The sequence below is a fragment of the Comamonas resistens genome (genome assembly GCF_030064165.1).
Lineage (GTDB): Bacteria > Pseudomonadota > Gammaproteobacteria > Burkholderiales > Burkholderiaceae_C > Comamonas > Comamonas resistens.
In genome coordinates this window covers 2,870,122-2,896,057 of record NZ_CP125947.1, presented here as the reverse complement: position 1 = coordinate 2,896,057, position 25,936 = coordinate 2,870,122, and the positions used below count along the sequence as shown (strand labels likewise).

The 25,936-nt window shown below is 62.1% G+C and carries 29 protein-coding genes; 9 read left to right on the top strand and 20 right to left on the bottom strand.

The window, feature by feature from the left end:
* Positions 1–170: 170 nt before the first annotated feature.
* The 3 genes from QMY55_RS13535 to QMY55_RS13525 form a co-directional block, all read right to left on the bottom strand.
* Positions 171–545, bottom strand: coding sequence for a DUF2946 family protein (locus QMY55_RS13535; RefSeq protein ID WP_283484724.1), 375 nt, complete (start codon positions 543–545; stop codon positions 171–173).
* Positions 546–675: 130 nt separating this feature from the next.
* Complete coding sequence (locus tag QMY55_RS13530) at positions 676–1,131, bottom strand: DUF192 domain-containing protein (RefSeq protein WP_283488955.1); 456 nt, start codon at positions 1,129–1,131, stop codon at positions 676–678.
* Positions 1,132–1,372: 241 nt separating this feature from the next.
* Entirely contained in the window at positions 1,373–1,642 is a 270-nt protein-coding gene (locus QMY55_RS13525) for a hypothetical protein (protein ID WP_283484723.1), read from the bottom strand.
* Positions 1,643–1,859: 217 nt separating this feature from the next.
* On the opposite strand from QMY55_RS13525, the gene icd reads away from it, so the two are divergent.
* On the top strand, positions 1,860–3,122 hold the full coding sequence (gene icd, locus QMY55_RS13520; protein ID WP_283484722.1) for an NADP-dependent isocitrate dehydrogenase: 1,263 nt from the start codon (positions 1,860–1,862) through the stop codon (positions 3,120–3,122).
* 191 nt (positions 3,123–3,313) lie between these two features.
* On the opposite strand, the gene QMY55_RS13515 is transcribed toward icd, so the two are convergent.
* Complete coding sequence (locus tag QMY55_RS13515; RefSeq protein ID WP_283484721.1) at positions 3,314–4,096, bottom strand: DsbA family protein; 783 nt, start codon at positions 4,094–4,096, stop codon at positions 3,314–3,316.
* Between the two features lie 222 nt (positions 4,097–4,318).
* Here QMY55_RS13515 and QMY55_RS13510 point away from each other — a divergent pair, with 222 nt between their 5' ends.
* From QMY55_RS13510 to mnmH, 3 genes are all read left to right on the top strand, one after another.
* Positions 4,319–4,858 carry a retropepsin-like aspartic protease family protein gene (locus QMY55_RS13510; protein WP_283484720.1) on the top strand — a complete coding sequence of 180 codons (540 nt, stop codon included), beginning with the start codon at positions 4,319–4,321 and terminating at the stop codon, positions 4,856–4,858.
* Positions 4,859–5,157: 299 nt separating this feature from the next.
* On the top strand, positions 5,158–6,513 hold the full coding sequence (locus QMY55_RS13505; RefSeq protein WP_283484719.1) for an alanine/glycine:cation symporter family protein: 1,356 nt from the start codon (positions 5,158–5,160) through the stop codon (positions 6,511–6,513).
* Positions 6,514–6,907: 394 nt separating this feature from the next.
* On the top strand, positions 6,908–7,963 hold the full coding sequence (mnmH, locus tag QMY55_RS13500; RefSeq protein WP_283484718.1) for a tRNA 2-selenouridine(34) synthase MnmH: 1,056 nt from the start codon (positions 6,908–6,910) through the stop codon (positions 7,961–7,963).
* A 51-nt stretch (positions 7,964–8,014) separates the two neighbouring features.
* On the opposite strand, the gene QMY55_RS13495 is transcribed toward mnmH, so the two are convergent.
* On the bottom strand, positions 8,015–8,524 hold the full coding sequence (locus tag QMY55_RS13495) for a GNAT family N-acetyltransferase (RefSeq protein ID WP_283484717.1): 510 nt from the start codon (positions 8,522–8,524) through the stop codon (positions 8,015–8,017).
* A gap of 9 nt (positions 8,525–8,533) precedes the next feature.
* Positions 8,534–9,151 (bottom strand): LysE family translocator, encoded by a 618-nt coding sequence (locus tag QMY55_RS13490; protein WP_283484716.1) that lies wholly within the window; start codon positions 9,149–9,151, stop codon positions 8,534–8,536.
* A gap of 219 nt (positions 9,152–9,370) precedes the next feature.
* Between QMY55_RS13490 and QMY55_RS13485 the strand changes: the two genes are divergently transcribed.
* Positions 9,371–10,789 carry an aminotransferase-like domain-containing protein gene (locus tag QMY55_RS13485; protein ID WP_283488954.1) on the top strand — a complete coding sequence of 473 codons (1,419 nt, stop codon included), beginning with the start codon at positions 9,371–9,373 and terminating at the stop codon, positions 10,787–10,789.
* A 97-nt stretch (positions 10,790–10,886) separates the two neighbouring features.
* Positions 10,887–11,651, top strand: coding sequence for a hypothetical protein (locus QMY55_RS13480; protein WP_283484715.1), 765 nt, complete (start codon positions 10,887–10,889; stop codon positions 11,649–11,651).
* Positions 11,652–11,665: 14 nt separating this feature from the next.
* Here the strand turns inward: QMY55_RS13480 and QMY55_RS13475 are convergent, their stop codons facing one another.
* The 12 genes from QMY55_RS13475 to QMY55_RS13420 form a co-directional block, all read right to left on the bottom strand.
* The gene (locus tag QMY55_RS13475; RefSeq protein WP_283484714.1) at positions 11,666–12,001 is read right to left on the bottom strand and encodes a cupin domain-containing protein; all 336 of its coding nucleotides are present in this window, start codon (positions 11,999–12,001) and stop codon (positions 11,666–11,668) included.
* 468 nt (positions 12,002–12,469) lie between these two features.
* Positions 12,470–14,002 (bottom strand): L-piperidine-6-carboxylate dehydrogenase, encoded by a 1,533-nt coding sequence (amaB, locus tag QMY55_RS13470; RefSeq protein WP_283484713.1) that lies wholly within the window; start codon positions 14,000–14,002, stop codon positions 12,470–12,472.
* Positions 14,003–14,040: 38 nt separating this feature from the next.
* Entirely contained in the window at positions 14,041–15,132 is a 1,092-nt protein-coding gene (locus tag QMY55_RS13465; protein ID WP_283484712.1) for a saccharopine dehydrogenase NADP-binding domain-containing protein, read from the bottom strand.
* Between the two features lie 221 nt (positions 15,133–15,353).
* Positions 15,354–15,692 (bottom strand): cupin domain-containing protein, encoded by a 339-nt coding sequence (locus QMY55_RS13460; protein ID WP_283484711.1) that lies wholly within the window; start codon positions 15,690–15,692, stop codon positions 15,354–15,356.
* A 4-nt stretch (positions 15,693–15,696) separates the two neighbouring features.
* Positions 15,697–16,593, bottom strand: a complete 897-nt coding sequence (gene mmsB, locus QMY55_RS13455) for a 3-hydroxyisobutyrate dehydrogenase (RefSeq protein WP_283484710.1) — start codon at positions 16,591–16,593, stop codon at positions 15,697–15,699.
* 75 nt (positions 16,594–16,668) lie between these two features.
* Entirely contained in the window at positions 16,669–17,088 is a 420-nt protein-coding gene (locus QMY55_RS13450; protein ID WP_283484709.1) for a DUF488 domain-containing protein, read from the bottom strand.
* 11 nt (positions 17,089–17,099) lie between these two features.
* Positions 17,100–17,525 (bottom strand): TfoX/Sxy family protein, encoded by a 426-nt coding sequence (locus QMY55_RS13445; protein ID WP_283484708.1) that lies wholly within the window; start codon positions 17,523–17,525, stop codon positions 17,100–17,102.
* 6 nt (positions 17,526–17,531) lie between these two features.
* Positions 17,532–18,698, bottom strand: a complete 1,167-nt coding sequence (locus QMY55_RS13440) for an acyl-CoA dehydrogenase family protein (RefSeq protein ID WP_283484707.1) — start codon at positions 18,696–18,698, stop codon at positions 17,532–17,534.
* A gap of 72 nt (positions 18,699–18,770) precedes the next feature.
* Positions 18,771–19,130 (bottom strand): lysozyme inhibitor LprI family protein, encoded by a 360-nt coding sequence (locus QMY55_RS13435; RefSeq protein WP_283484706.1) that lies wholly within the window; start codon positions 19,128–19,130, stop codon positions 18,771–18,773.
* 77 nt (positions 19,131–19,207) lie between these two features.
* On the bottom strand, positions 19,208–19,948 hold the full coding sequence (locus tag QMY55_RS13430) for a lysozyme inhibitor LprI family protein (protein ID WP_283484705.1): 741 nt from the start codon (positions 19,946–19,948) through the stop codon (positions 19,208–19,210).
* Positions 19,949–19,957: 9 nt separating this feature from the next.
* Positions 19,958–21,481 (bottom strand): CoA-acylating methylmalonate-semialdehyde dehydrogenase, encoded by a 1,524-nt coding sequence (locus QMY55_RS13425; protein ID WP_283484704.1) that lies wholly within the window; start codon positions 21,479–21,481, stop codon positions 19,958–19,960.
* Between the two features lie 193 nt (positions 21,482–21,674).
* Positions 21,675–22,880, bottom strand: a complete 1,206-nt coding sequence (locus tag QMY55_RS13420) for an MFS transporter (protein ID WP_283484703.1) — start codon at positions 22,878–22,880, stop codon at positions 21,675–21,677.
* Positions 22,881–23,051: 171 nt separating this feature from the next.
* Here QMY55_RS13420 and QMY55_RS13415 point away from each other — a divergent pair, with 171 nt between their 5' ends.
* From QMY55_RS13415 to QMY55_RS13405, 3 genes are read left to right on the top strand one after another with little or no spacing between them, the layout of a single operon-like run.
* Positions 23,052–23,510 (top strand): winged helix-turn-helix transcriptional regulator, encoded by a 459-nt coding sequence (locus QMY55_RS13415; protein ID WP_283484702.1) that lies wholly within the window; start codon positions 23,052–23,054, stop codon positions 23,508–23,510.
* Entirely contained in the window at positions 23,507–23,710 is a 204-nt protein-coding gene (locus QMY55_RS13410; protein WP_283484701.1) for a hypothetical protein, read from the top strand. The genes QMY55_RS13415 and QMY55_RS13410 overlap by 4 nt, the downstream gene beginning before the upstream one ends.
* Positions 23,707–23,925: a DUF6500 family protein gene (locus QMY55_RS13405; RefSeq protein WP_283484700.1), complete on the top strand. Its 219-nt coding sequence runs from the start codon at positions 23,707–23,709 to the stop codon at positions 23,923–23,925. The genes QMY55_RS13410 and QMY55_RS13405 overlap by 4 nt, the downstream gene beginning before the upstream one ends.
* Before the next feature lie 522 nt (positions 23,926–24,447).
* Here the strand turns inward: QMY55_RS13405 and QMY55_RS13400 are convergent.
* On the bottom strand, positions 24,448–25,449 hold the full coding sequence (locus tag QMY55_RS13400) for a Bug family tripartite tricarboxylate transporter substrate binding protein (protein WP_407650696.1): 1,002 nt from the start codon (positions 25,447–25,449) through the stop codon (positions 24,448–24,450).
* A gap of 189 nt (positions 25,450–25,638) precedes the next feature.
* Positions 25,639–25,884 carry a hypothetical protein gene (locus QMY55_RS13395; protein WP_283484699.1) on the bottom strand — a complete coding sequence of 82 codons (246 nt, stop codon included), beginning with the start codon at positions 25,882–25,884 and terminating at the stop codon, positions 25,639–25,641.
* Positions 25,885–25,936 lie beyond the last annotated feature (52 nt).

The window sequence follows — 25,936 nt, the reverse complement described above, 5'->3', positions numbered from 1 at the left end:
AAAAAGACGAGGCAAAGCGCAGACGTGGCCTGGCCGCAATCCCCGCGGGGACGGAAGAACGAATCACGGAAAACTCCTGAGCGGGCGCAGGCTGCTTTGGAACACAGCGCCGGGAATGGGCAGCAGTCAGCATCCAGCGGATCGCCGGACCGATGCTTAAGAGAAAACGATCAGGAGAAGAAAGGTGGCCCGCGCGCCGGCAGCGGCGCCCGCGTGACGGAGGCGATATGCGCGGCTGGCACGGGCCGTAGCGCATAGGAAAGCGATTGCTGGGAGCTGTTCAGGTCCAGCAGGAACAAAGGCGGCGGCGCAGTGACCGAAAGGCATAGCGCGCAATCGATGTGGTGATGGGATGTGCCCATCGCATCTGGGCTGCTATCCGTATCGGCGCCGACCTGCACCCATTTGATTTCACCGCTGGCCGAGCAGACCAGCTCCAGCGACTGAGGCTGCACGAAAGGTGCGGCAATGGATACGCCCATGGTCAAGACAAACCAGGCGAGAACCAGCCTGGAGAGCCAAAACGATGAGCGAAGCATATGCATGGGCGCCGATTATGGCAGCAAGTTGCCTGGATGCAGGAGTCATCCAGAGCGCATGAAATGGGCGTGGCCTAGGCTAGGGACGGCCAGCAAGGGCCGCCCCCGTCCCCCGTGGGGGAAGCCGCGCAGCGGCTCAGGGGGTACTAAAAATCTTTCCGCCCAGCTTGGCCCCGGCCTTGATGCCGCGCTTGGCAAACCAGCCCTGGTTCATCTCCAGCACATAGCGCACGGGCCTGGCCGAGCAGTGCGAGTCATCGGACTGGGGTTTCATGTCCGCCAGATTCACGATGGTGCCGTCGTCGGCCACAAAGGCTGCGGTCAGCGGCAGCAAGGTGTTGCGCATCCAGAAGCACTGCACACCTGGTGTCTCAAAGACAAAGAGCATGCCTTCCTGCTGGGGCATTTCCTTGCGGAACATCAGGCCGATCTCGCGCTGTTGCGGCGTCTGGGCCAGTTGGACATCAAGGCGGAACATGCCTGCCGTCAGGTCGGTGCGGGACAGGTTCATCTGCGGCGCGGCACCTTGCGCCATGGCCGGCACTTGCGCAAGTCCGGCGGCCACGGCGGCGGCCAGCAGCAGCGAGCGCATGGAGAAAATGGCGCGCCCCGGGGCGGCGAACAGAGCGAAAGACTTCATAAGCGTGGCGAAGGGAAGTGCTGGGCAAAAAGAAGAGAAAGGGGAAAGCTGCAAGCCTAATGCAGATAACTGAACAACGGCTGAATCGGGTAGAGTCGCCCTCATTGTCAGGCATCAAAAAACCCGCAGGGCCAAGCCGCTGCGGGTTTTTCAGATGGTTCACAGGCCCGCACCGAAGTGCAGGCGCTGCAAATTACATGGCAGGCTTTTCTGCGGCGGGCTTCTCGGCCTTTTCCGCTTTCTTGGCGGAATGCTTGGTGTGCTTCTTGGCGGTGTGGTGCTTGGCCTTGGTCTCCTTGGCGGCGGGAGCTGCTGCAGCGGCTGCTGGTGCTGCCGGGGCAGTTGCTGCAGGAGCGGTGGCGGCAGGCGCCGCAGGAGTTGCAGGCGCGGGGGTGGAAGCTGCCTGGGCGAAAGCGCCCGCAGCGAAGGAACCAGCAATCAGGACAGCGAGTAGTTTTTTCATGTGTGCCAATTTCCTAAAAAAGCGGTAAAGCCAGTGGTCAGGTTGAAATGCGATGCAGACCTTCCGCATCACGCTTATCTAACGGCGGGCCTGTCGCCCCGTTGACCGACTTTTGCCGCTTTCCCGGAAAAATTCTGTACCCATTGGTGACAGAATGGACGCAGCGCAGGCGGTCATGCCGCTGCATACAAATTCATGATTCAGGAGATTCGTATACATGAGCGGTAATCAGCATATCCAGGTGCCGGCGCAAGGCCAGAAGATCACGGTCAACAAGGACAGTTCGCTGAACGTGCCCGACCAGCCCATCATCCCCTTCATTGAAGGCGACGGCGTTGGCATGGACGTGACGCCGGTGATGCGCAAGGTAGCCGATGCGGCTGTGGCCAAGGTCTATGGCGCCAAGCGCAAGATTGCCTGGATGGAGATCTTTGCCGGTGAGAAGGCTACGCGTATTTATGGCCCTGACATGTGGCTGCCCGAGGAAACCGTGGCTGCCGTGCGTGACTATGCCGTGTCCATCAAGGGGCCGCTGACCACGCCCGTGGGCGGCGGCATCCGCTCGCTGAACGTGGCGCTGCGCCAGGAGCTGGACCTCTATGTCTGCCTGCGGCCCGTGCAGTACTTCAAGGGCGTGCCTTCGCCGCTCAAGGAGCCCGAGAAGACCAATATGGTGATCTTCCGCGAGAACTCGGAAGACATCTACGCGGGCATCGAGTACGCAGCCGGCAGCGACAGCGCCAAAAAGCTTATCGACTTCCTGTCCCGGGAAATGGGGGCCAACAAGATTCGCTTCCCTGAAACCTCGGGTATCGGCATCAAGCCGGTCTCGCGCGAGGGTACGGAGCGCCTGGTGCGCAAGGCCATCCAGTACGCCATCGACAACAACAAGCCCAGCGTGACCCTGGTCCACAAGGGCAACATCATGAAGTACACGGAAGGTGCTTTCCGTGACTGGGGCTACGCGCTGGCGCAGCGCGAGTTCGGTGCCGAGCTGATCGACGGCGGCCCCTGGTGCCGCCTCAAGAATCCGAATACGGGCAAGGACATCATCATCAAGGACTCGATCACCGATGCCTTTTTGCAGCAGATCCTGATGCGTCCGGCCGAATATTCGGTGGTGGCCACGCTCAACCTCAACGGCGACTACATCTCGGATGCGCTGGCCGCCCAGGTGGGCGGCATCGGCATTGCGCCGGGTGCCAATATGTCGGAGAGCATTGCCTGCTTCGAGGCCACGCACGGCACGGCGCCACGCTATGCGGGCAAGGACTATGTGAACCCCGGCTCCATGATTCTGTGCGCCGAAATGATGCTGCGCCACATGGGCTGGCGCGAGGCCGCCGATCTGATCGTGGCTTCCCTGGAAAAAGCCATCCAGAGCAAGCATGTGACCTATGACTTCGCCCGCTTGATGGATGGCGCGACCCAGGTTTCCTGCTCAAGGTTTGGCGACGTGGTCATCTCCATGATGGATTAATTTGTCTACCCCCGAGGCGCTTGCCTAGGCGGCCCTGCGCCTTCCCCTGGCCGGGCGCCCCTAAGGGGGACGACACCCTCGGCTAGGCGCCCCCACCGCGAGGCGGCGCTTGCCTGGTGTCTCTGGCTTGGGACTCGCTCGACAAGAACAGCCCTTACCAGGGCTGTTCTTGTTTTTGGAGTCGTCGCGTCTTAGCGCTGGGGCAGTTCGCAGCCGTCGGGGCCGCAGCTTGGGTCGCCATTGGGTGCGCTATCAGGTGCGCTATCGGCGCTCACTTGCTGCTTGAGGTCGGCTACCTGCTCGGCCCAGTCGGCCAACTGCTGCTGCCAGCCATCCACGTCGCCCAGCCATTCGCCAAGATCGATACGCTGGATGGCGCGCTGGCCGGGCTGCTCGGGGTGGTCGAACTCCAGGCCCAGGGTGGGGAAGCCCTGGCCCTGCAGCATGTTCAGCCACTGACGGCTTTCGGCGATATGTTTCTGGGTTGCCGCGCCGCTTTGCTCTGCGTAGGCGGTGTCGTAGGCCGCAGCGTCCAGGCCGATGCTGACAGCCAGTTCGCGCAGTACGGCGGGATCGCTGATGCGACGGCCAGCGACGTAATGGGCTTTTTGCTCGGCAGCCAGCATTTCCAGGCCCTGGCCGTTCAGCGCCTCGGCAGCCAACAGAGCAGTGGTGGGAGGCTCGGAGTCTAGCGGGGCACCGATGTCGTTCAGCAGGCCGTTGAAGTAGGCGTCGCCAAAGGGCTGGCCCGTCATCTCCGCAATGCGCTGGTCGCTGGCCATGACTTTTTCACGCCAGTCGGCGGTGATGGTGCGGGTGTGAGGGCCTGTGAGCATGCCGCCCGCGTGCCACTGCACGGTGACACCGGGCACGCTGCGCGCTGCCTTGACCAAGGGCGCAGCGGCATAGCACCAGCCGCACAAGGGGTCGAAGACATAGTGCAGAACCAGTGGAGGGAGGGCGTTGTTGTTCATGGTGCGCTAAAGATATGGGATAGGGCTTGCGCAAACTAGGATGCGCCAAGGATTGCTGCTCTGAGGCGAAGCTCTGGCCTGAATCTAGTTTGCGCAAGCCGTGGATAAATGCAGACAGCCTGCAATGTACGCGCAGATGCAAAGAAGGCTGGGTGCAGATTGATGATGACCCTGGCCCTGAACTTGGCAAAATGCTCCGGTCACTCTTTGCCTGATCTGCCCATGCGCCTGAACGCCACGCCTCCACCCAAGACTTCCTCTTCCGAACCCACACCGCAATCGGTGGCGCGGCGCAGCACCATGATGTTTTTGCTGTTCTGGCTGGTGGTGATGGGGCTGATGTATCTGGCTATGCAGCATTTCCTCAAGCCTGCCCAGGCCAAGGTGCAGGCCGATGGCAGCGTACGCATAGAGCGCGGCGTGGATGGCCACTTTCGCGCGAAAGGCTATGTCAATGGTCAGGCAGTGACTTTTCTGGTCGATACCGGGGCCTCGTCCGTCAGCGTGACCGATGAACTGGCGGCCAAGGCAGGGCTGGAGGGGGGCGAGAAAACCCGCTTTCGTACGGCCAATGGCGAGCGCGATGGTCGCATCGTGGTGGCCGATGAGGTGCGCGTGGCCAGCCTGGTGGTACGCGATGTGCGAGTGGGCACGGGCTATACCGGCGATGACAGCGACGATGCGCTGCTGGGACAGAATTTTCTGCGTCACTTCGATGTGCAGATGAGCGGCGATGAAATGCTGCTGCGTTCACGCAAATAGAGCTTTCTGGGCAGGGCATGGGCACTGCCGTCACGCCTGTCCTGACTCTGGCCGCTTGCCGGCTTGGGGAATTCACGGGGGAATTGCAAGAACAGGCCTCTGAAGCCTGAAAGCGGCTGCTGGCTGCATTAAAGTTAGGCGCTTTACCAACAGGTAAACAGGAAATGTGCGGCGCGCCACAGACTTACCCGGTCTATCTCGGCGGCCGTGCTGGCCAAGCTCATGGGTGAAAGACATGTTCTGGACTGTTGCCATTCAAGGGACCGCAGGCCCGGACGGGAGGCGGCTGACGACATTCGATGGACTGGTTAACCCAACTCTTCAAAACCCTCAACGACATTGTTTGGGGCGTTCCCATGATCGTGCTGATTCTCGGCACGGGTTTTTATCTGCAGATTCGCCTGGGCTTCATGCCGCTGCGCAATATCGTGCATGGCTTTCGCATGATCTGGCGCAGTCGCCGCCCTGGCGACAAGGCTGATGGCGACATCACGCCCTATGCAGCGCTGATGACGGCGCTGTCGGCCACCGTGGGTACGGGCAATATCGCCGGTGTGGCCACGGCCATTGCCGTGGGCGGCCCGGGCGCGCTGTTCTGGATGTGGATGACGGCGCTGCTGGGCATGGCCACCAAGTACGGTGAAGTGGTGCTGGCAGTGAGGTACCGTGAAAAGAACGACCACGGCCAATGGGTCGGCGGCCCCATGTACGCCATCAAGAACGGTCTGGGCAGCAAGTGGAAATGGCTGGGTACGCTGTTTGCGCTGTTTGGCGGCCTGGCCGGTTTCGGCATCGGCTCCATGGTGCAGTCCAATGGTATTGCTTCGGCGTTGCACACGGCTTTCGGCCTGGAAAACTGGGTGACAGGCGTAGGTCTGGCCGTGCTGACCGGTGCCGTGGTGCTGGGTGGTATCACCCGCATCGGCGCCGTGGCGGAAAAGCTGGTGCCCGCCATGTGCGTGACCTATGTGATCTGCGTGCTTTATGTGCTGGGCGTGTACTTCGACCGCATACCAGCGGCGTTTGCGCTGATCTTCGAGCAGGCCTTCAACCCCACGGCAGCGACAGGCGGTTTCCTGGGCTCCACGGTGCTGATGGCCATCCGCATGGGCGTGGCGCGTGGCATCTTCTCGAACGAAGCCGGGCTGGGAACAGCCGGTATTGCCCAGGCTGCAGGCGCCACGCGCGACCCCGTGTTCTCGGGTCTGGTGGGCATGATGGGCACTTTCATCGACACCATCATCGTCTGCACCATGACAGGCTTGGCCATTGTGGTCAGCGGTGTCTGGAGCTCGGGTGCCACGGGTGCCGTGTTGTCCACTCAGAGCTTTGAAGCCGCCATGCCCGGCGTGGGCAAATATGTGCTGGCCGTCTCGCTGTCCGTGTTTGCCTTCACCACCATCCTGGGCTGGGCCTATTACGGCGAAAAGTGTTGGACCTATCTGGTCGGCACGGTCTGCGAAAAGCCTTTTCGTATCTTCTGGACCATCAGCGCCTTTGTAGGTGCCGTGGCCACGCTGGACTTTGCCTGGCTGGTCGCCGATACGCTGAACGCGCTGATGGCGATTCCCAATTTGATCTCGCTGCTGCTGCTCTCGCCCGTGATCGTGAAGCTCACGCGAGAATACTTTGCCCGCAAGGAGCAAGATCGCTAGAGCCGAGAATCTCTGATTTGATAGCTTGCCGCGCTTGATACACAAGGGCTGGAGGCAAATTTCTCTGAACTAACAGGGCGCAGTTGTGCAAGCAGCTGCGCCCTGTGCGGTTTTGGGGGGCGAGGCCGATGGACTCGGCACTATCTGCGAAAATACCGACTTTCAAGGAATGACGAATCTGCGCAGATTGCGCGGCCGTTGTGCGTATCGAGGCTCGATCCACGCCCTTGCTTCGTGGCCCGCTGCGCTCTTGTTTTGATGGGGTGGCGGGTTTTTCATGTCGCCGAGCTTCGAGCCAGATCGCCAGAGATCATTGCTTGCGCCCGACCGTCTGTCATCGCCCGGCTGCCAACGATTGCGAGGCGGCCATGGGCGCAGCCATGGATAGTTTGCCGTGTCCCACCGCCAGCCCGTTCGTGTTCCTGAACGTCACCAGTTCGATGCCCTGATCGATGCCCGCTCGCCCGCCGAGTTCGAACTCGACCATATTCCCGGTGCCATCAATTGCCCGGTGCTCAGCAACGAAGAGCGGGCCGAGATCGGCACCATCTACAAGCAGGTCAGTCCTTTCGAGGCCAAGCGCCTGGGCGCGGCCTATGTCTCGGCCAATCTGGCGCGCCATCTGCGCGAAACCTTTGCCGACAAGCCCGCCAACTGGAAGCCCTTGGTTTACTGCTGGCGCGGCGGCCTGCGCAGCGGCTCCATGGTGACCTGGCTGCGCCTGGTGGGCTGGGACGCGCAGCAGCTGGCTGGCGGTTACAAGGCCTTTCGCGGCCATGTGATCGAAAAGCTGGAAACCCTGGTGCCTCAGCTGCAGATGCGCGTGCTCTGCGGTGCCACAGGTTCGGCCAAGACCCGCGTGCTGCACGCGCTGGCCGAACGCGGCGAGCAGGTGCTGGACCTGGAGGGCTATGCCAACCACAAAGGCTCTTTGCTGGGCGGCTTGCCAGGCATTGAGCAGCCCAGTCAGAAGCGTTTCGAGACATTGCTGGCCGACCAGCTGGAAAAATTCGACCTATCGCAGCCCGTCTATCTGGAAGGAGAGAGCGCCAAGATCGGCCGCGTGGGCCTGCCGCTGGTACTGGTGCAGCATCTGCACAAGGCCCCTGTCATCGAGGTACGTGCGACCACGGCCGCACGCCTGTCCTATCTTCTGCGCGACTATGCCTATCTGGGCGATGACCCCGAAGCGCTGGCCACCAAGCTGGGCTGGCTCAAGGAGCTGCAAGGCAAGGAAACCATAGGCCGCTGGCAGCAATGGGCGAGAGCCAGGGAGCTTTCCCCGCTATTTGAGGAGCTGATGCTGCGCCATTACGACCCACATTACGAGCGCTCGCAGTCCAACCATTTTGTGCAGTGGCCGCAGCGCCAGGTGCTGGAAGCCGATGATCTTTCGGACGAGGCCATTGCCCGGCTGGCCGAGCAAGTCATTGCGCTGCAGGCAGGTTGAGCCAGGAGCGTCTTGGCGTGGGCCGCTGAATGGTGTGAAGCGGAGCCGGGGCTAGCCCAGCTCAAGCACCATCAACACCTCGTCGAAAAACCGACCGTCCACATGCAGAGCGGCGGGCTCCAGCCCATATGGGCGAAAGCCGGCTTGCTCATACAGGCGTAGCGCGCCAGTATTGCTGGCATTGCAGCCCAGCATCAATTGCCGCAAGTTCAGCGATCGGCCATGCTCGATGGCCGCCTCCAGCAGGCGACGGGCCAGGCCTTGGCCGCGGGCCTGCTCCGCCACATACATGGCAAAGAGATGGCCTTTGTGCGCCGTCTTTTCTCCCAGATCGCGGTACAGGCCCAGGGTGGCGCAGAGCCTGCCAATATCGTCGAAACTACCCCACATGATCTGTCCGGCAGCGCCTGCAAAGCGGCCCAGTATCTGTGCATCGCTGAGTGCCTGTTCGCTGGCGGGCGAGGCACCGAAGGCTGCGGGGCATTCCCTCAGTGCCTGCAGGCGCAGGGCGCGATAGCTGCAAAGGTCGGATTCGGTCAGTGGGCGTATGGCGTGCTGCATGGCCCGAGTTTAGACATGCTCCATGAAGATCGGCGCCAGCGACAGCAGAAGCAGGGCAGCCATGACGCCATTGAAGGTGCGCAAGGCCTGGGGCGTGCGCAGTGCGCGGCCCACGGTGCTGCCAAACAGGGTCCAGACACTGATGCTGGGATAGTTGACCAGACCCAGCACCAGGGCGGACAGCAGCAGGTTCATGAAGAAGCCCTCGCGGGGGGTATAGGTGGCGACCACGCCCACGGCCATGATCCAGGCCTTGGGGTTGACCCACTGGAAAGCGGCGGCCTGCCAGAAGCTGAACGGACGGTTGCCTGACTGGCCCTGGTCGACGCCGCCAGCCTTGGCAATCTTCCAGGCCAGCCAGATCAGATAGGCCGCACCCACATATTTGAGCAGGGTGTAGATGCGCGGCTCGGCCTCGAACAGCTTGCCCAGGCCGGCGCCGATCAGCAACACCATCACCACCACGCCCAGGCAGATGCCCAGCATGTGGGGAATGCTGCGTCGATAGCCGAAGGTGGCCCCGGAGGCTGTGAGCATCACATTGTTGGGGCCGGGTGTGACGGAGCTGACAAAGGCAAACATGGCCAATGGCAGGATGAAGGCAGCGGAATCAGGCAGGTAAGACATGAGGGCCTTGAAGCGTTACGTTTTGTGGATCTCATGCTAATTGCTAAAATCAGTACAGTGCCGGTACACTTGTGCAGGCCAGTTGATGAGCTGGCCTGCTTTCATCAGCATGACACTTTGAAGCGAGCTTTCGTGCAACACATGCAATTTGACACCGCAGTGGCGGAGCCCCTTCTGGCGGCCCCTGTGCAGCCCACGGCACATTCGGCTGCCGCCTCCATGGGCTGGCAGCCCATGCGCTCCAGCGGCACCGCTTTGGTCGAGCAACTGGTCGAGCATTTCGCAGGCTTGATCCGCAATCACGGTCTGCGGGTGGGCATGCGTCTGCCCTCGGTGCGGGCACTGGCACAGAGCGCTGGCGTCAGCCGCGATACGGTGGTGCAGGCCTATGACAAGCTGGCAGCCCAGGGGCTGCTGCAGTCGCGCCGCGGCAGCGGTTTTTATGTGGCGGCACAGCGCCGCGTCATGGAGCCTGCCGCGGTGGCCGTGGCCCCGGCAGAAGTCGTGGAGTTCGATACCGCCTATCTGCTGCGCGGCATTTTTCGTGATGATGGCGAAAACACGGGCGGTGCGGGCTGTCTGCCGCCCAGCTGGATGGACCAGGGCCTGATCACCGGCGCCATGCGTGCCATCAGCCGCCAGGGGGCACGTGCGGAGCTGGGCTTTCTCAGCTATGGCCATCCTCAGGGTTTTTTGCCGCTGCGTCAGCAGATCGCATCCAACCTGCAGGCGCAGGAAGTGCCGGCGCACCCCGAAGCCAATCTGATGACCGTGGGCGGCGTGACCCAGGGTCTGGATCTGATCGTGCGCTGTTTTCTCAAGCCTGGCGATACCGTGCTGGTCGAAGACCCGGCCTGGTTTTTGATCTTCGGACGGCTGAAGTACATGGGGGTCAATGTGGTCGGTGTGCCGCGCCTGCCCGGCGGCCCCGATGTCGTGGCGCTGGAATCATTGGCCCAGGCGCACAAGCCCAGGCTTTTCATTCTCAACACGGCGGTGCACAACCCTACGGGGCTGAGCCTGTCGGCGGGCGTGGCTCACGAGGTGCTGCGCATTGCCGAGCGGCATGACTTTCTGCTGGTCGAGGATGACACCTATGCCGATTTTCTGGGCGCCATGCCCTTGCGGCTGGCGGCCATGGACAGGCTGCAACGCGTCATTCTGGTGGGCGGCTATTCCAAGACCCTGTCCGGCGGGCTGCGAGTCGGTTACCTGGCGGCAAAGCCCGAGTATGTGCACCGACTTACCGACATGAAGCTGCTGGCAGGGCTGACATCGTCCTTGCCTGCGGAGCAGGTGGTGCACCATATCCTGGCCGATGGCTCTTTTCGCAAGCATGTGGACCGTCTGCGCGAGCGCGTGGACCGTGCGCGCAACCGCTGTCTGCGCAAGCTTGAGGCGCTGGGCTGCCATGCCGAGCATGAGCCGGTGGCTGGAACTTTTGCCTGGGTGGACTGCGGCGTGGATACCGAGGTGCTGGCCCGGCAGGCGGCAGCCAGCCAGTTGCTGCTGGCACCTGGTGTGCTGTTTTCCCCCAGGCAAGCCACCAGCAGCATGCTGCGTGTGCCGGTGGCCATGGCCGACCATATCGCACCCTGGAAGTTGCTGGAGCAGATATTGGGCCAGCTGCGTCGATAGTCGCATCGCCTGGGCTTGGGTGCTGGATTCACGATTGATAACAAAGCAGTAGCGCAAAACCCAGCAACTGCGCCATTTCTGCTGCTATGTTTGCTGCATGACTGCAGCCCATGCCCATTGCCATGAGACCGCATTGATAGGCTCGCCATTCAGGCCGGCACTGGCTTTGCCGTGCCTGCTGCTGCTGGCAGGCTGCTCCAGCGTGCCGACCAACCATGGCAAGGTCGAAGGGGAGAGCTTTCGCGGCAGTGAGTTGGTGCAGTCGGACAGCAATCGCATGGCGACCATCGCCATGAAGGAAAACCTGGACAGCCTGTTTATCATCATGGACAAGCTGTACCGCCGCAATCCTGCCCAATGGCGAAAGACTGCCGAGAGCCGCGAGGCGGCCATTGCCTATGTGCGTATTGCCGTCATGGAGCGTCAGCCCTGGCATGAGCTGCAGGATAAGCGCGATGTCGCAGCCCTGTCGCTGGCGCTGCAGCCCGACTTTGAGGGCGACCGCGTCGCGGCTTTCATCTATGCGGCGGCCGACATGATGATTACCTCGCACGGCGGCCGTACCTCGTTCACCTTGGTTGACGGGCTGGATCCGCAGCATGTCTTCAACGCAGCGCGCAATCTGGAGATTGCCAACTGGATCCTCAATTCACGCCGTGCACAGGACGGCAAGCCCCTGCTGCTCTCCAACCAGCTGGGAGACGACGGCCGAAACCTGAGTTTCGAGCGTGAGATGGGCAAGATCATCGGCCGGCTAGACCTGATCGCAAGCTACACCACGGAGCGCTATCGCCGGGCGGTGATCGGCTACGGCCAGGGGCTGCTGGCCGGGCCATTCATGCAGTTTCTGCCGGTTCGCTGATTTCGCTCAGCGGCTCACTCGCTGCTGCACAGCACGATGGTGGCGATGGCGGACGAATCGTCCAGCGCTCGCACCGCGTGGGGCAGACCCGGGGGCAGATGGATAAGCTGGTCGCGCTGGAGTTCATAAATGCTCTGGCCCAGCATCACCTCAAGCCTGCCTTCCAGGCAGTGCAGGCTGACGCTGCCAGGTACGCGATGCGGTGGCAGGGACTGACCCTTGCGAAGCACCACGCGTATAACCTCCAAATCTTCGGCCTTGAACAGTACCGCAGAGCGCGCGCTCGTGAGCCTGGCGCCAAACGGCGCGACATCCAGCGGTTGAGCAGGCATGGAGAGAATATGGTCCATGACGACACCTCTTGCACAAGCGACAACAAGCCATTGTCACGCGCTTGGGCGCTGGCATCAATCGCTGCTGGATGACAGTGCGGAAAATGGCGAGATTCCGGATCGGTTTTTCGGTGATTTCTCAGGCTTTGTAGCCCGTATTCATGATCCACAGTTCTGTCACCAGCACGGCGATAGCCAGCGCCATGGGCAGGGCATATAGCACCGTCATGAAGGTTCCGACGGGTTCCGGGGCTTGCAGCACTGCGCGTTTGAAGCCGATCCAGCCCAGCTAGAACGCCAGAGGTGGCATGACAAAAATGGGCAGCACCAGCCACAGCAGCGGCAGAGACAATAGGGACAGAAGTATCGAGGTCAGAAACATGCAGTCAGAATGCGGATTGCTGCGGAACCTGTTCATTATCCCCATGCCTTGGCACGCGCATCCGTTTTCTCGCTGAGGGGCAAAGGCTTGGCTGGATCTAGCCTCTAGCCGAATTGAATGCCCTGGGCCAGTGGCAGCTCGCGCGAGAAGTTGATGGTATTGGTTGTGCGGCGCATATATTGCTTCCAGGCATCCGAGCCGCTTTCTCGATCGCCGCCGGTTTCCTTCTCGCCGCCAAAGGCTCCGCCTATCTCTGCGCCACTGGGGCCGATGTTCACATTGGCCATGCCGCAGTCCGATCCGGCGGCCCCGAGAAAGGCCTCCACCTCGCGCAGATCATTGGAGAAGATGCAGGACGACAGGCCCTGGGGCACATCGTTGTTGAGCGCAATGGCCTGCTCCAGTTCCTCATAGGTCAGCATATAGAGCAGGGGCGCAAAGGTTTCGTGCCGAACGATAGCGGTCTGCGCAGGCATGTCCACGATGGCCGGCGTCACATAAAAGCCTTTGGGAAACTCTTGCTGCAGCTGGCGCTGGCCGCCGGTCAGCAGTTGGCCGCCATCCTGCAGAGCTTGCGCCAGCGAGTTTTGCATGGCATCGAATGACGCTTTGTCGATCAGCGGGCCCACCAGCGTGCCTGACTGCAAGGGGTTGCCTATGGGCAGGCTGCGATAGGTGGGCAGCAGCTTGTCCAGCAAGGCTTGCTTGACCTCGCGATGCACGATCAGCCGACGCAGTGTGGTGCAGCGCTGGCCGGCCGTGCCCACGGCACTGAACACAATGGCGCGCACGGCCATGTCCAGATCGGCCGCCGGCGTGACCACCATGGCATTGTTGCCGCCCAGCTCCAGAATGCGTTTGCCAAAGCGCGCAGCCACCTTGGGCCCCACGGTACGGCCCATGCGGCTGGAGCCGGTGGCGGATACCAGGGCGATCTGCGGGCTGTCCACCAAGGCTTCGGCCACATCGCTGCGGCCCAGAACAATCTGGGCCAGGCCCGCCGGTGCCTGTTTGCCGAGCTGAGCCGTGAATCGAGCGATGGCGCGCTCCAGCGCCTTGAAGGTGGCAAGGCCCGACAGCGGTGCTTTCTCCGAGGGCTTGAAGATCACGGGGTTGCCGCAAACCAGTGCAATCGCCGCATTCCAGGCAAACACGGCGCTGGGAAAGTTGAAGGCCGTGATGACGGCTACGAGACCCAGTGGATGGTACTGTTCCATGATGCGGTGGCCGGGGCGCTCGGACACCATGGTCTTGCCATAGAGCTGGCGCGACAGGCCCAGCGCAAATTCGCAGATGTCCACGGCTTCCTGTACCTCTCCCAGGCCTTCCTGCACGATCTTGCCGACCTCGCACGAGACGATATGGCCGATATCTGCCTTGGTGCGGCGCAGCTCCTCGCCCCAGAGGCGCACCAGCTCGCCGCGCAGCGGTGCCGGCACCAGCCGCCATTGCTTGAAAGCCTGCGTGGCGCGCTCCATGAGCTCGGGCATCTGGGCCGCAGGCAGGGCGGCCAGTTGCGCCAGTTGCGAGCCGTCGATAGGCGAGCGCACGGTGATATCCGTGCCTTGAAGGGCCTGCAAATCGATGCCGCAGCGTGTCAGTGCGGCCTGAAACTGGGTGGAAAGAGTGTCGGTCATGGGCATGAGTGGTCGTGGTGCGGGTCAAGCGCGGGAGTTCAGCTCGCCAGGCTTTGGAAATAGGAGCCTACGCAGGTACCCAGCAAGGCCGTCAGCGTGCATTGCTCCTGACGTACAAAGCCTTGCTGCGGCAACTGGCCCGTGGCAAACAGCTCCACAGCGCCAAGCATGCCGGCGGCGGTGATCAGCTCTATGGCTGTGCGCTGCTTGCCGCGCAGCGGTGCGCCGAAGATGCGGGCCGTGCGCGTGATCTGTTCCAGCCTGCCGCCGTGCATGCCGCTGGCCATGGCTGCAATCACCACCATATCGTCGCGGCTGTGGGGTATGGCACCTTCGAGTACCTGACGCAGCAGATCACGCCGCTCGATCAGGCGCAGGCCGTGCAGCAGCAGATGCATGGCGTCACGGTGGCCGGGGTGGCGTATGGTCTTGTAGTTCAGATTGCGCACGCGACCCTGCAGCGTCTCGCACAGCGTGCCCAGGCCTCCCGAAGTGTTGAACGCCTCGAAGGTCTCGCCGTCCAGAACCAGTGTTTCCATGCCTTCTAGCGGCGGTACCAGGACAGGCTGGCCGTTGGCGATGGTGTTGCAGGGCTTGCAGTATTCGTTGATGACGCCATCCACGCTCCAGGTGAAGTGGTAGCGCAATGCATTCGTGGCGTGGCGTGAGAGTGCGCCCACGCGCAGCTGCAGGTCGAAAGGCTCGTCAAACTGCTGGGCCAGATGGCTGCCCAGAATGCTGATCAGCCCCGGTGCCAGCCCGCACTGCGGCATCAGCACCGAGCGCGCCTGCGGCGCCATGGACTGAATGGCACGCATGGCGGCCACGTCTTCGGTCAGGTCGAAATAGTGCACGCCATGCTGTGCTGCGGCCTGGGCCACGCGTGCGGCGCAGAAAAACGGCAGGGCGTTGATGACCAGAGAGTGCTGCTGCAGAACGCCGGCCAGTGCTGCATCGTCCTGTATGTCCAGCTGTACCGTGCGGATCTGGGGATCGCCACCGGCGGAGGGGGGCTGCATATCGGCCAGCGTGACGGTGGCGGAATGCAGCTCGGCCAGCATGTCGGCGATGGTGGAGCCTATCTTGCCTGCGCCGAGGATGAGAATGCTTTGTCCAGTCAGCTTCATCATGGATAACTCCTTGAGAGCAACGTAACTGTCATGTCCTCTGGGGGCATCTTAAACGCAGGTCCGCGGTTTGTGCCACGCTGCAGATGCCGGCTTGCGGATGTAGGCCAGAAGATAGGCGGCGTTGATGTCCTCAAAAAAAATAGCTTCCAGCGCTTGATGGACAAGGGCTGGAAGCATAAAAGTCCGAAAATCGGCACTAACGAAGTGATGTGTCTGGGCGGCTAACGGTCGTGGCCTTGCAACACGATGGTGATCAGGGCCGACGAGTCCTGCACGGCCTCGACCTCATGCGGAGTCTGGGCTGGCAGAAACAGCAGCTGTCCCGCACTCAGTGTCTGGTGGTTCCCGTTCTGGCTGAGGGTGAGCTGGCCTTCCAGGCACTGAAGCGTCATCTCGCCGGGAACCTGGTGCACAGGCAGGCGCTTGCCCGCCATCAGCACCAGGCGAATCACCTCCAGGGTTTCCGACTTGAAAAGCGCGCTGGTTTTCTGACCCTGCAGCGAAGCACCAAAGGGCTGCACCGGGACAGGAACACCGGGTTGGGCATGGTGCAGGGCCATGGCTTCAGCCCTTTTTCTGCAGCATCTTGATGACGCTGGAGAAATCCTCGGGGCCGTGGCCCGCAATGCTGTGCGCAGCATAGATCTGGCGGGCCATGCCGCCCAGCGGCGTGCTGGCCTTGACGGACATGGCGCTTTCCTGGGCCAGGCCCAGATCCTTGAGCATCAGATCCGTACCAAAGCCGCCGGTGTAGCCGCGCGTGGCGGCGCTGGCCTCCTGCACGCCGGGGTAGGGGTTGTAGACCTCGAGTGCCCAGTTGCCACCCGAGCTGCGGCGCATGATCTCGGACAGGACCTTGGGATCCAGCCCGTTGGCCACGCCCAGGGCGATGGCCTCGCTGGTGCCTATCATCAGAATGCCCAGCAGCATGTTGTTGCAGATCTTGGCGGTCTGGCCTGCGCCCACGGCGCCGGCGTGGAAGATGTTCTTGCCCATTTTTTCGAGCAGCGGCCGTGCGCGCTCCAGGTCGGCGTCGGTGCCGCCCACCATGAAGGTCAGCGTGCCTGCAATGGCGCCGCCCGTGCCACCCGAAACCGGCGCATCGATAAAGCCCAGGCCCGCAGCAGCAGCCGCCTGCGCCACCTTCTGGCTGGTGGCTGCAGCAATGGTGGAGCTGTCGATGATGAGTGCACCTTTGGCAATGCTGGCCAGCAGACCGGGTGCGCCGTCCCTACCCAGATACAGCCCTTCCACATGCTGGCTGGCGGGCAGCATGGAAATCACCACCTCGGCGCCTTGCACTGCGTCCTGGGCGCTGGCTGCGGTCTGGCTGCCTTCGGCCTTGACTTTGGCCAGCGCATCGGCGCTGAGGTCAAAGGCCTTGACACTGTGGCCGGCCTTGGCAAGGTTGATGGCCATGGGGGCGCCCATATTGCCCAGGCCGATGAAAGCGATCTGCATATTTGTCTCCTTTGTTTGCTATTGAATATGTAGCTTTTGGCGCTTTGTATGAATGCGTTTGAGGCGAGTTTCTCGTTAACTAACGATGTCCGCCCCTTTGTCCTGGAGCAGGCTGCGCAGAATGCTGCGGTGGCAGCGCGCCTCGTTCTCGCAATAGCAGCCCATCGAGAACGCGGCGTGGTGCGACAGCGCGGCCAGCACATCAAGCGTGCGGCTGGCGGGCGCCTCGGCCAGTTGTCTGCGGAACAGCTTGTCGAACTGCTTCCACAGCTTGTCGGCCTCGGCGGTCTGGCCCTGGTCCTGCTGGTGGTGCGACTGCAGCGCGATCTGCATGGTCTCGGGTTCGGGCGAGAGTTCGGGATACCACACATCGTAGAAATCGCGGCTGGCGAATTCGGCCTTGGGCACGCCGCGCGGTGGGCGGCGCACCGTGCCTATGCGCAGGCCTTCTCCGGACGTGCGCGGTGTGCCGAGTCGGACGATGCGGATGGGCATGGTGGGGTCTCCTACAGATCGCTGTCGAACACGCTGTGGCGCTTGCGGCCGGTGGTGGTTTGGGGTGTGGTTTTTACCGCTGTCTTGCGCCGCGGCGATGCCTTGGCGCGCGGGTTATAGGCCAGTGCTTCGTCAAGCCAGAACTGCCAGTGCTCGCGTGTGGCAAAGCCATTGGGCTCCACCCAGAAGTAGCCCTGCATGCCGCCGCCGGGTGACAGTTCGCGGGTGTTCTGCATTTCCATGAATTCGGCATGCCGCTCGGGCGGCAGGCGCACCAGCAGTTCGCCGTGCTTCACGCCCAGGCACAGCTTGCTGTCCACGAAGAAGCAGTAGCTGCCGAACAGCATGCGTTCTTCTACGTCGTTTCGATGCCCTAGCGCCTCGCGCAACGCGTCGATCAGCACCAGGGTTTCGGGGGAGAGGGGCTTGGCGGGCATGGACGGTCAGCGGATGGCCTCGGGGGCGTCGCCTTCCAGCATACGCCGCGCAATGATGACGCGCATGATCTCGTTCGTGCCTTCGAGGATCTGGTGCACGCGGGCGTCGCGCATCAGTCGCTCCAGCGGATATTCGCGGATGTAGCCGTAGCCGCCGTGCAACTGCAGCGCCTCGTTGCAGACCATGAAGCCGGCGTCGGTGGCAAAGCGCTTGGCCATGGCGCAATAGGTGGATGCGTCGCGCGCGCCGGCGTCGAGCTTGCTGGCGGCCAGGCGCACCATCTGGCGTGCGGCCACCAGTTCGGTCGCCATGTCGGCCAGCTTGAACTGCAGGGCCTGGAAGCTGGCGATGGGCTTGCCGAACTGCTTGCGCTCCTGCATATAGCTTTGCGCCTGGGTCAGGGCGCCCTGGGCCGCGCCCACCGAGCAGGTGGCGATGTTGATGCGCCCGCCGTCCAGCCCCTTCATGGCGATCTTGAAGCCCTCGCCCTCGCGGCCCAGCAAGTTGCGGGCGGGAATGCGCACGTTGTCGAAGCTGATCACGCGCGTGGGCTGGCTGTTCCAGCCCATCTTTTCCTCCTTTTTGCCATAGCTGATGCCAGGCAGGTCGGCCGGCACGGCAAAGGCCGAGATGCCGCTGGCGCCAGACTGTGCATCGCCCGTGCGCGCCATCAGCACCAGCATGTCCGTCGATCCGGCGCCGCTGATAAAGGCCTTGGCGCCGTTGATCACATATTCGTTGCCCACCAGTTCGGCCCGGGTTTTGAGCGAAGCGGCGTCCGAGCCCGCGCCGGGCTCGGTCAGGCAGTAGCTGGCGAGCTTTTGTCCGCTGGTCAGCAGCTCGCCCCATTCGGCGCGGACCTCGTCGGTGGCCCAGGTGCCCAGCATCCAGGTCGCCATATTGTGGATGGTGATGAAGGCCGTGGTGGAGGGGTCGACGGCGGCCAGCTCCTCGAAGACCAGGGTCGCATCCAGGCGTGGCAGGGCCAGGCCACCGGCGCTTTCGGGCGCATACAGGCCGCAAAAGCCCAGTTCACCGGCCTTGGCAATGGCCTCACGCGGAAAAATATGCTCGCGGTCCCATTCGGCCGCATGCGGTGCCAGCTCTGCCTGGGCGAAGGCGCGGGCCGTGTCGGCAAAGGCATGCTGATCTTCTGTCAGTTCAAAGTCCATCTCTGTCTCCTTTATTGTTTTATGAGGCTGCAGGGCTTATTGGGAAAGCGTCGGCAGCTATTGAATTCATAGTTATGGTGGCGGGCCCTGGTGCAGCCACTGCTTGAGTACATCGTCGCGGGCTCTGATCTGCTGGATCAAGCATTGGTGATAGCGGCGCGGCCAGTCGGCTTGGGCCTCGAATGGAGCCTGCGATTGCTTGCACAGAGTGTTGCGGTGGCGTGTCCACTCGCTTTGCTCCTTGCGCAGGAGCGGGCGCTCATGGGCCGAGAGGGCGCGCATCACATCGCCATAGAGAATCTGGTGGTCGGTATCCGCCTGCTGAAAATCCTTGATGGCGCAGGCATTGGTCTGCTGCACCGTGCCACCGGGCACGCAGTCGGCGCCGGCCTGGGCATGTGCATAGGTGCTGAAAGCTGCTGCCAAAAGCATGGTTGCCAGCGCATTTGCAGAACGAGCTGAAAGAGGGAGGCCGGGCGAGCAGAGCTGGGTGGAACGAGGCTTGTGACTCATGGCTTTGCCCCGGCTTTGATCAGAGGTTGCCAGTCTTGCCGATATGCCTTTACACGTTCCAGCCCCATGCGGAACTGGCAGATGACCTGGTCTTCCTTTTCATGCACGTAGCCGTTGAGCTTGCAGCTTTGTTCGCGTTCCTCAAGCCAGCGCTTTTGCTCGGCATGGAATCTCTGGGCCTGGAACTCGGGCATGTCCAGCGCCATGGAGATATAGAGCATATGTACACCGTATTCGATGGTGGCCTGTTGCTGTTTCAGGCAGGCCAGAGTGCCTTTTTGCGCGTCAGCGCAGTCCAGGCCGTCCTTTGGCGGTTGCTGGGTGGACGGCAGAAGGCTTTCTAGCAACTCGGTGCGTTGTATGGCCATCTTGCTGCGGCACAGTGCGGCCTGGGCCAGGGCATTGCCGTCGGATGCGGATTTGCCCATGGGCGTGCATTCCCTGTCGCGACGCTGGGCCCAATCACGCTGCCGGGCCTGCAGTTGCTCGCTTCGTTCGGGAGGCATCAGGTCGTTGAGCTGTTTCAGGCTGTGCTCCAGCGCAGTCTCGGCAGCGGCGGCTTTCTCATTCAGGCACAGCAGATGGGCCTGGGCTGGATCGCATGCTGCGCTGGCAGTCTGAACCGCCTTGTCCTGTGCTGCGACACCGGCGGCTGCCAGACAAAGCAGAACCGCGCCAATCCTCCTGCTGCGAAACCATGGTGATAGTTTGAGGTCGGGAGGCTGGCGCAGTCGCATGTCTTGTTCTTACTTCAGGCTGATGGTGGTGTTCACGCCCTGGCTGGTGGTGGAATCGTCAAACCAGCGGGCCGTTACGGTCTTGGTCTGAGTGTAGAACAGCACAACCTGCTTGCCGTAGGGGCCCAGGTCGCCGAGCTTGGAAGCACGGCTGCCGGTAAAGGAGAACAGGGGCACGGGTACGGGAATCGGCACGTTGATGCCGACCTGGCCCACGTCGATCTCTTCCTCGAACTTGCGTGCGGCCGCGCCCGACTGGGTGAAGATGGCCGTACCGTTGCCATTGGGGTTGGCATTGATGAGGGCAATGGCTTCATCCAGCGTATCTGCTCCTACGATGGCCAGTACCGGGCCAAAGATTTCCTGCTCGTAGATGCTCATGCCGGGCTTGACGCCGCTGAAGATGGTGGGAGCGACAAAATTGCCCTTTTCATAGCCTGTCACGGCAGGCCTGCGGCCATCGAGCTCCAGCACCGCACCTTCGGCAATGCCGCGCTCGATCAGACCTTCCACGCGCGACAGCGCCGCGCAGGAGACCAGGGGGCCGACATCGGTGCCGGGCTCGGTGCCGCCACTGACCTTGAGGGTCTTGGATTTGGCCACTAGATCGGGAATCCATTTCTGCGCATCGCCGACCAGCACGGCCACGGAGACCGCCATGCAGCGCTGGCCCGCCGCGCCGAAAGCCGCACCCAGCAAGGCATTGAGCGATTGCTCCTTGTTGGCGTCGGGCATGATGATGGCGTGGTTCTTGGCGCCCATCATGCATTGCACGCGCTTGCCGGCCAGCGAGGCGCGGTTGTAGACATGGGTGCCGACCTTGGTCGAGCCCACGAAGCTGATGGCCTTGATATCGGGGTGATCGCAGATGGCGTTGACCACATCCTCACCGCCATGGATGACGTTGAGCACACCGGGCGGCACACCGGCTTCCAGTGCCAGCTCGCACAGGCGCATGGTGACCATGGGGTCCTGCTCCGAAGGCTTCAGGACAAAGGTGTTGCCCGTGGCAATCGCCATGGGGAACATCCACAGCGGAATCATGGCCGGGAAGTTGAACGGGGTGATGCCCGCACAGACGCCCAGCGGCTGCAGCAGCGAATAGGTGTCCACGCCGTTGGCCACGTTGTTGGCCAGCTCGCCCAGCTGCAGCGTACCGATATTGGCCGCATGCTCCACCACTTCCAGGCCGCGGAAGACATCGCCCTCGGCGTCGGGCAGGGTCTTGCCCTGTTCGGCCGTCAGCAGCGCTGCCAGCTCCTTCATGTTTTCACGAATCAGCTGCTGCAGCTTCAGGAAGATGCGGGCGCGGGCGCCGATGGGAGTCTTCTTCCAGGTCTTGAAGGCTTCCTTGGCGTTGGCCACGGCAGCATTGACCTCGGCGGGCGTGGCAAAGGGCACGCGCGCCAGCACTTCCTGCGTGGCGGGGTTGATCAGGTCGCGCCACTGTGTGGTTTGGGATTCGACCATCTGCCCGTTGATGAGCAGCTTGACCGTGGGCGCCAGGACCTTGGCGGAAGTAGGTGCGTTCATGACGTGTCTCCGTTGGTGAATTTGTACCCCATGGTATGTGTGCGCTTTTGCTCATGCAATATTCTTTGATGCACATAGGGTGTGCAAATTTGCACGAATAGAGGGGAAGACCGCCATTCTTGGGTCCATAGAATTTTTCTGCCATGCGGTAGTCAACTCGGCCTGCCTGTCCCAACTCCGGGGCCGACCTCGTTCATCGCGGGCCAGGCCTGCAAAGCGAGACAGAGGCTGGCTGCACCATCTGCCTTGTCAGCCACCAGACCCATAGCGCGAGCAGGCTGACCGCCGCGCCCAGCAGGCATACGCCCTGCCAGCCTGTCCGGGCATAGGCCATGGTGCTGGAGAGGGCTCCGAGCCCGCTGCCCACGGCATAAAACAGCATATACAGGCCGACCAGTCTGCCTTGCGCCTCGGGGCGTGAGCGCAGAATCAGGCTCTGATTGGTCACATGCAGAGCCTGGCCACCAAGGTCCAGCAGCACAATGCCTATAAGCAAGGCCCATAGTGACGACTGCAGCAGTGAAAGCGGCCACCAGGCCAGCAGCAGGGTGAGCAAGGCCGCGGCAGTCGTGCGCTGTGCATGGCCGCAGTCGGCCCAGCGGCCTGCGCGGGCTGCCATCAGCGCACCAAGCACGCCGGCCAGTCCGAAAGCGCCAATCGCGGTGCGCGAGAAATGATAGGGAGCGCCACTCAGCGGCAGAACCAGCGCGCTCCAGAAGATATTGAAAGCCGCAAACATCAGCAGCGCCAGCAGACCGCGCACCTGTAGCACTTTTTCCTGCCGCAGCAGTGTGAACATGGAGGCGAGCAGATCGCGATAGCGCAGTCCGCCGATGGCCGCCTCAGAACGCGGGAGCGATGGCAGTTGCTTCCAGAGCAGCGGCGCCATGCCAAGCATCAGCAGTCCGGCGAGCAGATAAACGCTGCGCCAGCCGGCCAGGTCGCTGACTGCACCTGCAAAGACTCGTGCCAGCAGCAGGCCGATAAAGACGCCGCTTTGCGCATAGCCCACCACGCGGCCCTGTTCATGCGGACTGGCTGCACTGGCGGCATAGGCAACCAGTCCCTGAGTCATGGCCGTGCCCAGCAGGCCCACCAGCAGCATGCCTGCCAGCAACACAGGCCGGGACGAGGCCAGTCCCACCAGCGCCAGCGCAGCCACCAGAGCCAGCAACTGGGCCAGCATCAGGCGGCGCCGGTTCAGCAGGTCTCCCAGTGGTACCAGCAGAAGCAAGGCCAGAGCGCAGCCGGCCTGGGTGGCCGTGATCACGCCTCCCACGGCGGCCAGCGGGATTTGAAAGTCGCTGGCCAGAGTCTCCAGCAGCGGTTGGGCGTAATAGACATTGGCCACGCTCAGCCCACAGACTGCGGCGAGCAGCAGCACCAGGCTGGCGCGCATGTGCGCAGTTGCTTGAGTCTGAAGGGCCGAGTCTGGATGGAGGAGCGACATGGTGCGATTTTGGTTGCAAATTAAAACCAATTGCATGCTATGCGATGTAGTTTTAAAATGCAACCAAAATTCGTTCAACAAGCGATGCGTCCGCTCGCATCGGCATATTCAGGAGGTTCCATGTCCAGCCGCCAATCCGGGAATCCCGAACCCTGTCCCGTTGCGCGCTCCGTGGAGCTGATAGGCGACCGCTGGTCTCTGCTGATCGTGCGCGACGCATTTGATGGCATGCGCCGCTTCGGCGATTTCCAGCGCAGCCTGGGTGTGGCCCGCAACATCCTCTCCGACCGGCTGCGCAAGCTGGTCGAGGCCGGAATTCTGGAAACGCAGGCCGCTGCCGAAGGCTCGGCCTATCAGGCCTATGTGCTGACGCCGCGTGGCCAAAGCCTGTTCCCTCTGGTGCTGGCCCTGCGCCAATGGGGAGAAACCCATTTGTTTGCGCCGGGCGAGGCGCATTCACAGTTGCTGGACCGTCGAACGGGCCAGCCCGTGCCCATCATGCGGGTGCTGGATGCGCAGGGGGCCGAGTTGTTGCCTGAGCAGTCCGAGGTGCGCAAGCTGGAGCGGACAGATGAATGACACCGGCTCGGCCGGAAGAGGCAGCCGCCTTGCGGGTGGTGGTTGTGGCCACCATCGGGGCAGATAAACCCGCTGAGCATCAGCTCCTGTGTATTGAGGCAATGCTGGCCGCCAATAAGAAAGGCTGGCGAATTGCTGCCGGAGTCGCTGGCCTGTATGACAGTTGTTTTGTGAACGGTTCAGGATCAAAAATAGTATGAGATCGAGCTTAAGAGCCAAGGCTATTGCCATCTGCGATGAGAAAATCTTGAAGAAAGGGGAGACCGTAGGTCTTTCGTTTTACGCTTTCTTCGCCAATAAAAATGATGATCCAGACCTGCTGATGGAGGCGGCTGAATGGTGGATCAAGCGGCACAAGCTTGATCACTTTGAAAAAGCGGCAAAGATCCGTCGCATGATTTCCTCCGGAGAATAGCTTTTCCACTCATGCCGCTCGAAATGGGACGGGCCGGTATGGCTTGAATCCGCATCCGATCAGGTTAAGCAGGCCACTAAGGCCCTGGTTCCCTGAGCGCAGTTGGAAGCTGCAGCGCGGTGCACGAGCCGTTTTGGGCGCTGCAACTTTTGCCGGGAATAGGCAAATATCGCGCCTATATGCGGCGGCCGGTATTCGCATCTGCAGCAGCAGGAGTTCAAGGTCAGGCTACGCTGTGGCCTTGCATTCGGATTTCTGGTGAGCCTGCTGAACGGTGCACTTCAGAGCTTCCATCGGAGCCTCGAGATTATTGAACTGGGCTTCGGGGAACAGGGGTAGAACCAGATTGGCGACTTCGCTGGAGAAGTCCTGATCGGCAGCCTTGAGGGCACTCGATAGGCCGAACGGAAATCCGCTGAAGCGCTGCAATGAAAAAAGCCCCGCGCAGTTGGCGCTGACGGGGCTTTGCTGGCTGCGAGCATATGTCCGGGCGGTGCTTGGCCCGATGGCCGCAAGCAGTTCTCAATCGAGACTGATCTGCGCTTTGTCAATCAGCAGCTTGTATTGCTCGGACTTTTTCCTGGCGAATTGCTGCATCTCGGGCACTGTGAAGATCATGGGCTGGAAAGCGAAGGTAGAGAACTTTTCTTTGACCTGAGGGTCTTGCAATACGGCCACTACATCGCTGCGGATTTTGTTGCGCACATTGAGGTCGACTCCCTTGGGCGAGAGCAGGGAGACGAACGAGTTCACATCCAGCTCGGCGGGCCCGCCGGCTTCGGCCACGGTGGGCACGTCGGGCATCTGGGCAATGCGCTTGGGTGCAGCCACCGCGATGTAGCGGATCTTGCCTGACTTGTAGATGCCCTGGCTGGAAGGCAGGCTGGCAAAGCTCCAGGCGGGGTCTCCGTTGGCCACCGAGGTAAAGAGCTGGCTGACCTCGCGGTAGGGCACGTGCGTCATCTTGCTGCCCGTCAGGTAATCCAGCCATTCGCCCCCCAGATGGCCGGGGCTGCCCACACCCCAGGAGCCATAGCTGACCTTGCCGGGCTCGGCCTTGGCGGCCTTGATCAGGTCGCCCATGTTCTTCCATGGCGAATTCGTGGGCACGGCCACGAAGAACGGCGTGAGGAATAACGGGGCCACGGGGTCGAAGTGCTCCAGCGGAACGAAATTGCGCTTCTTGTAGAGATAGGGCAGGGCCGAGACATGTTCGCTGTCCAGTTGCAGCAGCGTATAGCCGTCGGGCTTGGCGCGGCGCGCCGCCTCGATGGCTACAAAGCCGCCGCCGCCGGGACGGTTGTCCACGGTCACGCTCTGCTTCCAGCGTGCGGCCAGCTTCTCGCCCACGATGCGCAGCACCGCGTCGGGCCCGCTGCCCACGGCAAAGGCCGTGATCACGGTGACCGGATGGCTGGGGAAGCCGGCCGCCGGATCGTTCTGCGCCAGTGCCGGGCCGCCTAGCGAGAGCAGGGCGGCTGCCGCCAGCAGGGTGCGCCTTCCGGATGGAATGCCGGATTTGATAGCGGCTGGCGCAGAAAAGGTAAGGGTTTGGTCGTTTTTCACAGCTTGTCTCCTGGTTGAAAGTTTTTCGGTACTGCGGATGGGCCAAACGGCGACCTGCCGGTGTGGCGGGTCACCTGGGGGAAAAGACCTGGCATATGAAGGGGCTACGCCAGGGCTTGGCAAGAGGCGAGGGGTGTTTGTCGTGGCTCAGTCCTTGCGCTTTTGCATGAACAGCACGCACACCGAGGCAACCGCTGCGGGTACGGGCGCCATATGGGCCGGGTCCAGCGCCCACTGCTTGCCTATGGCCGGCGCGATGAAACCGATGGAGGCGGTGTCGAAGCCGTCCACTGCAACAATCAGAAAGCACAGCAGCAACGTGACGATTTGCGTGCGCGAGAACTTGTGCTGGTTGATGAATTGCTGAACGTCGATTGCGTTCGCTGCTGTCATTTGCTTATCTCCTTGCATCCCGCGTTTGCTGCATTTTTGGTAGCTGCTGGCG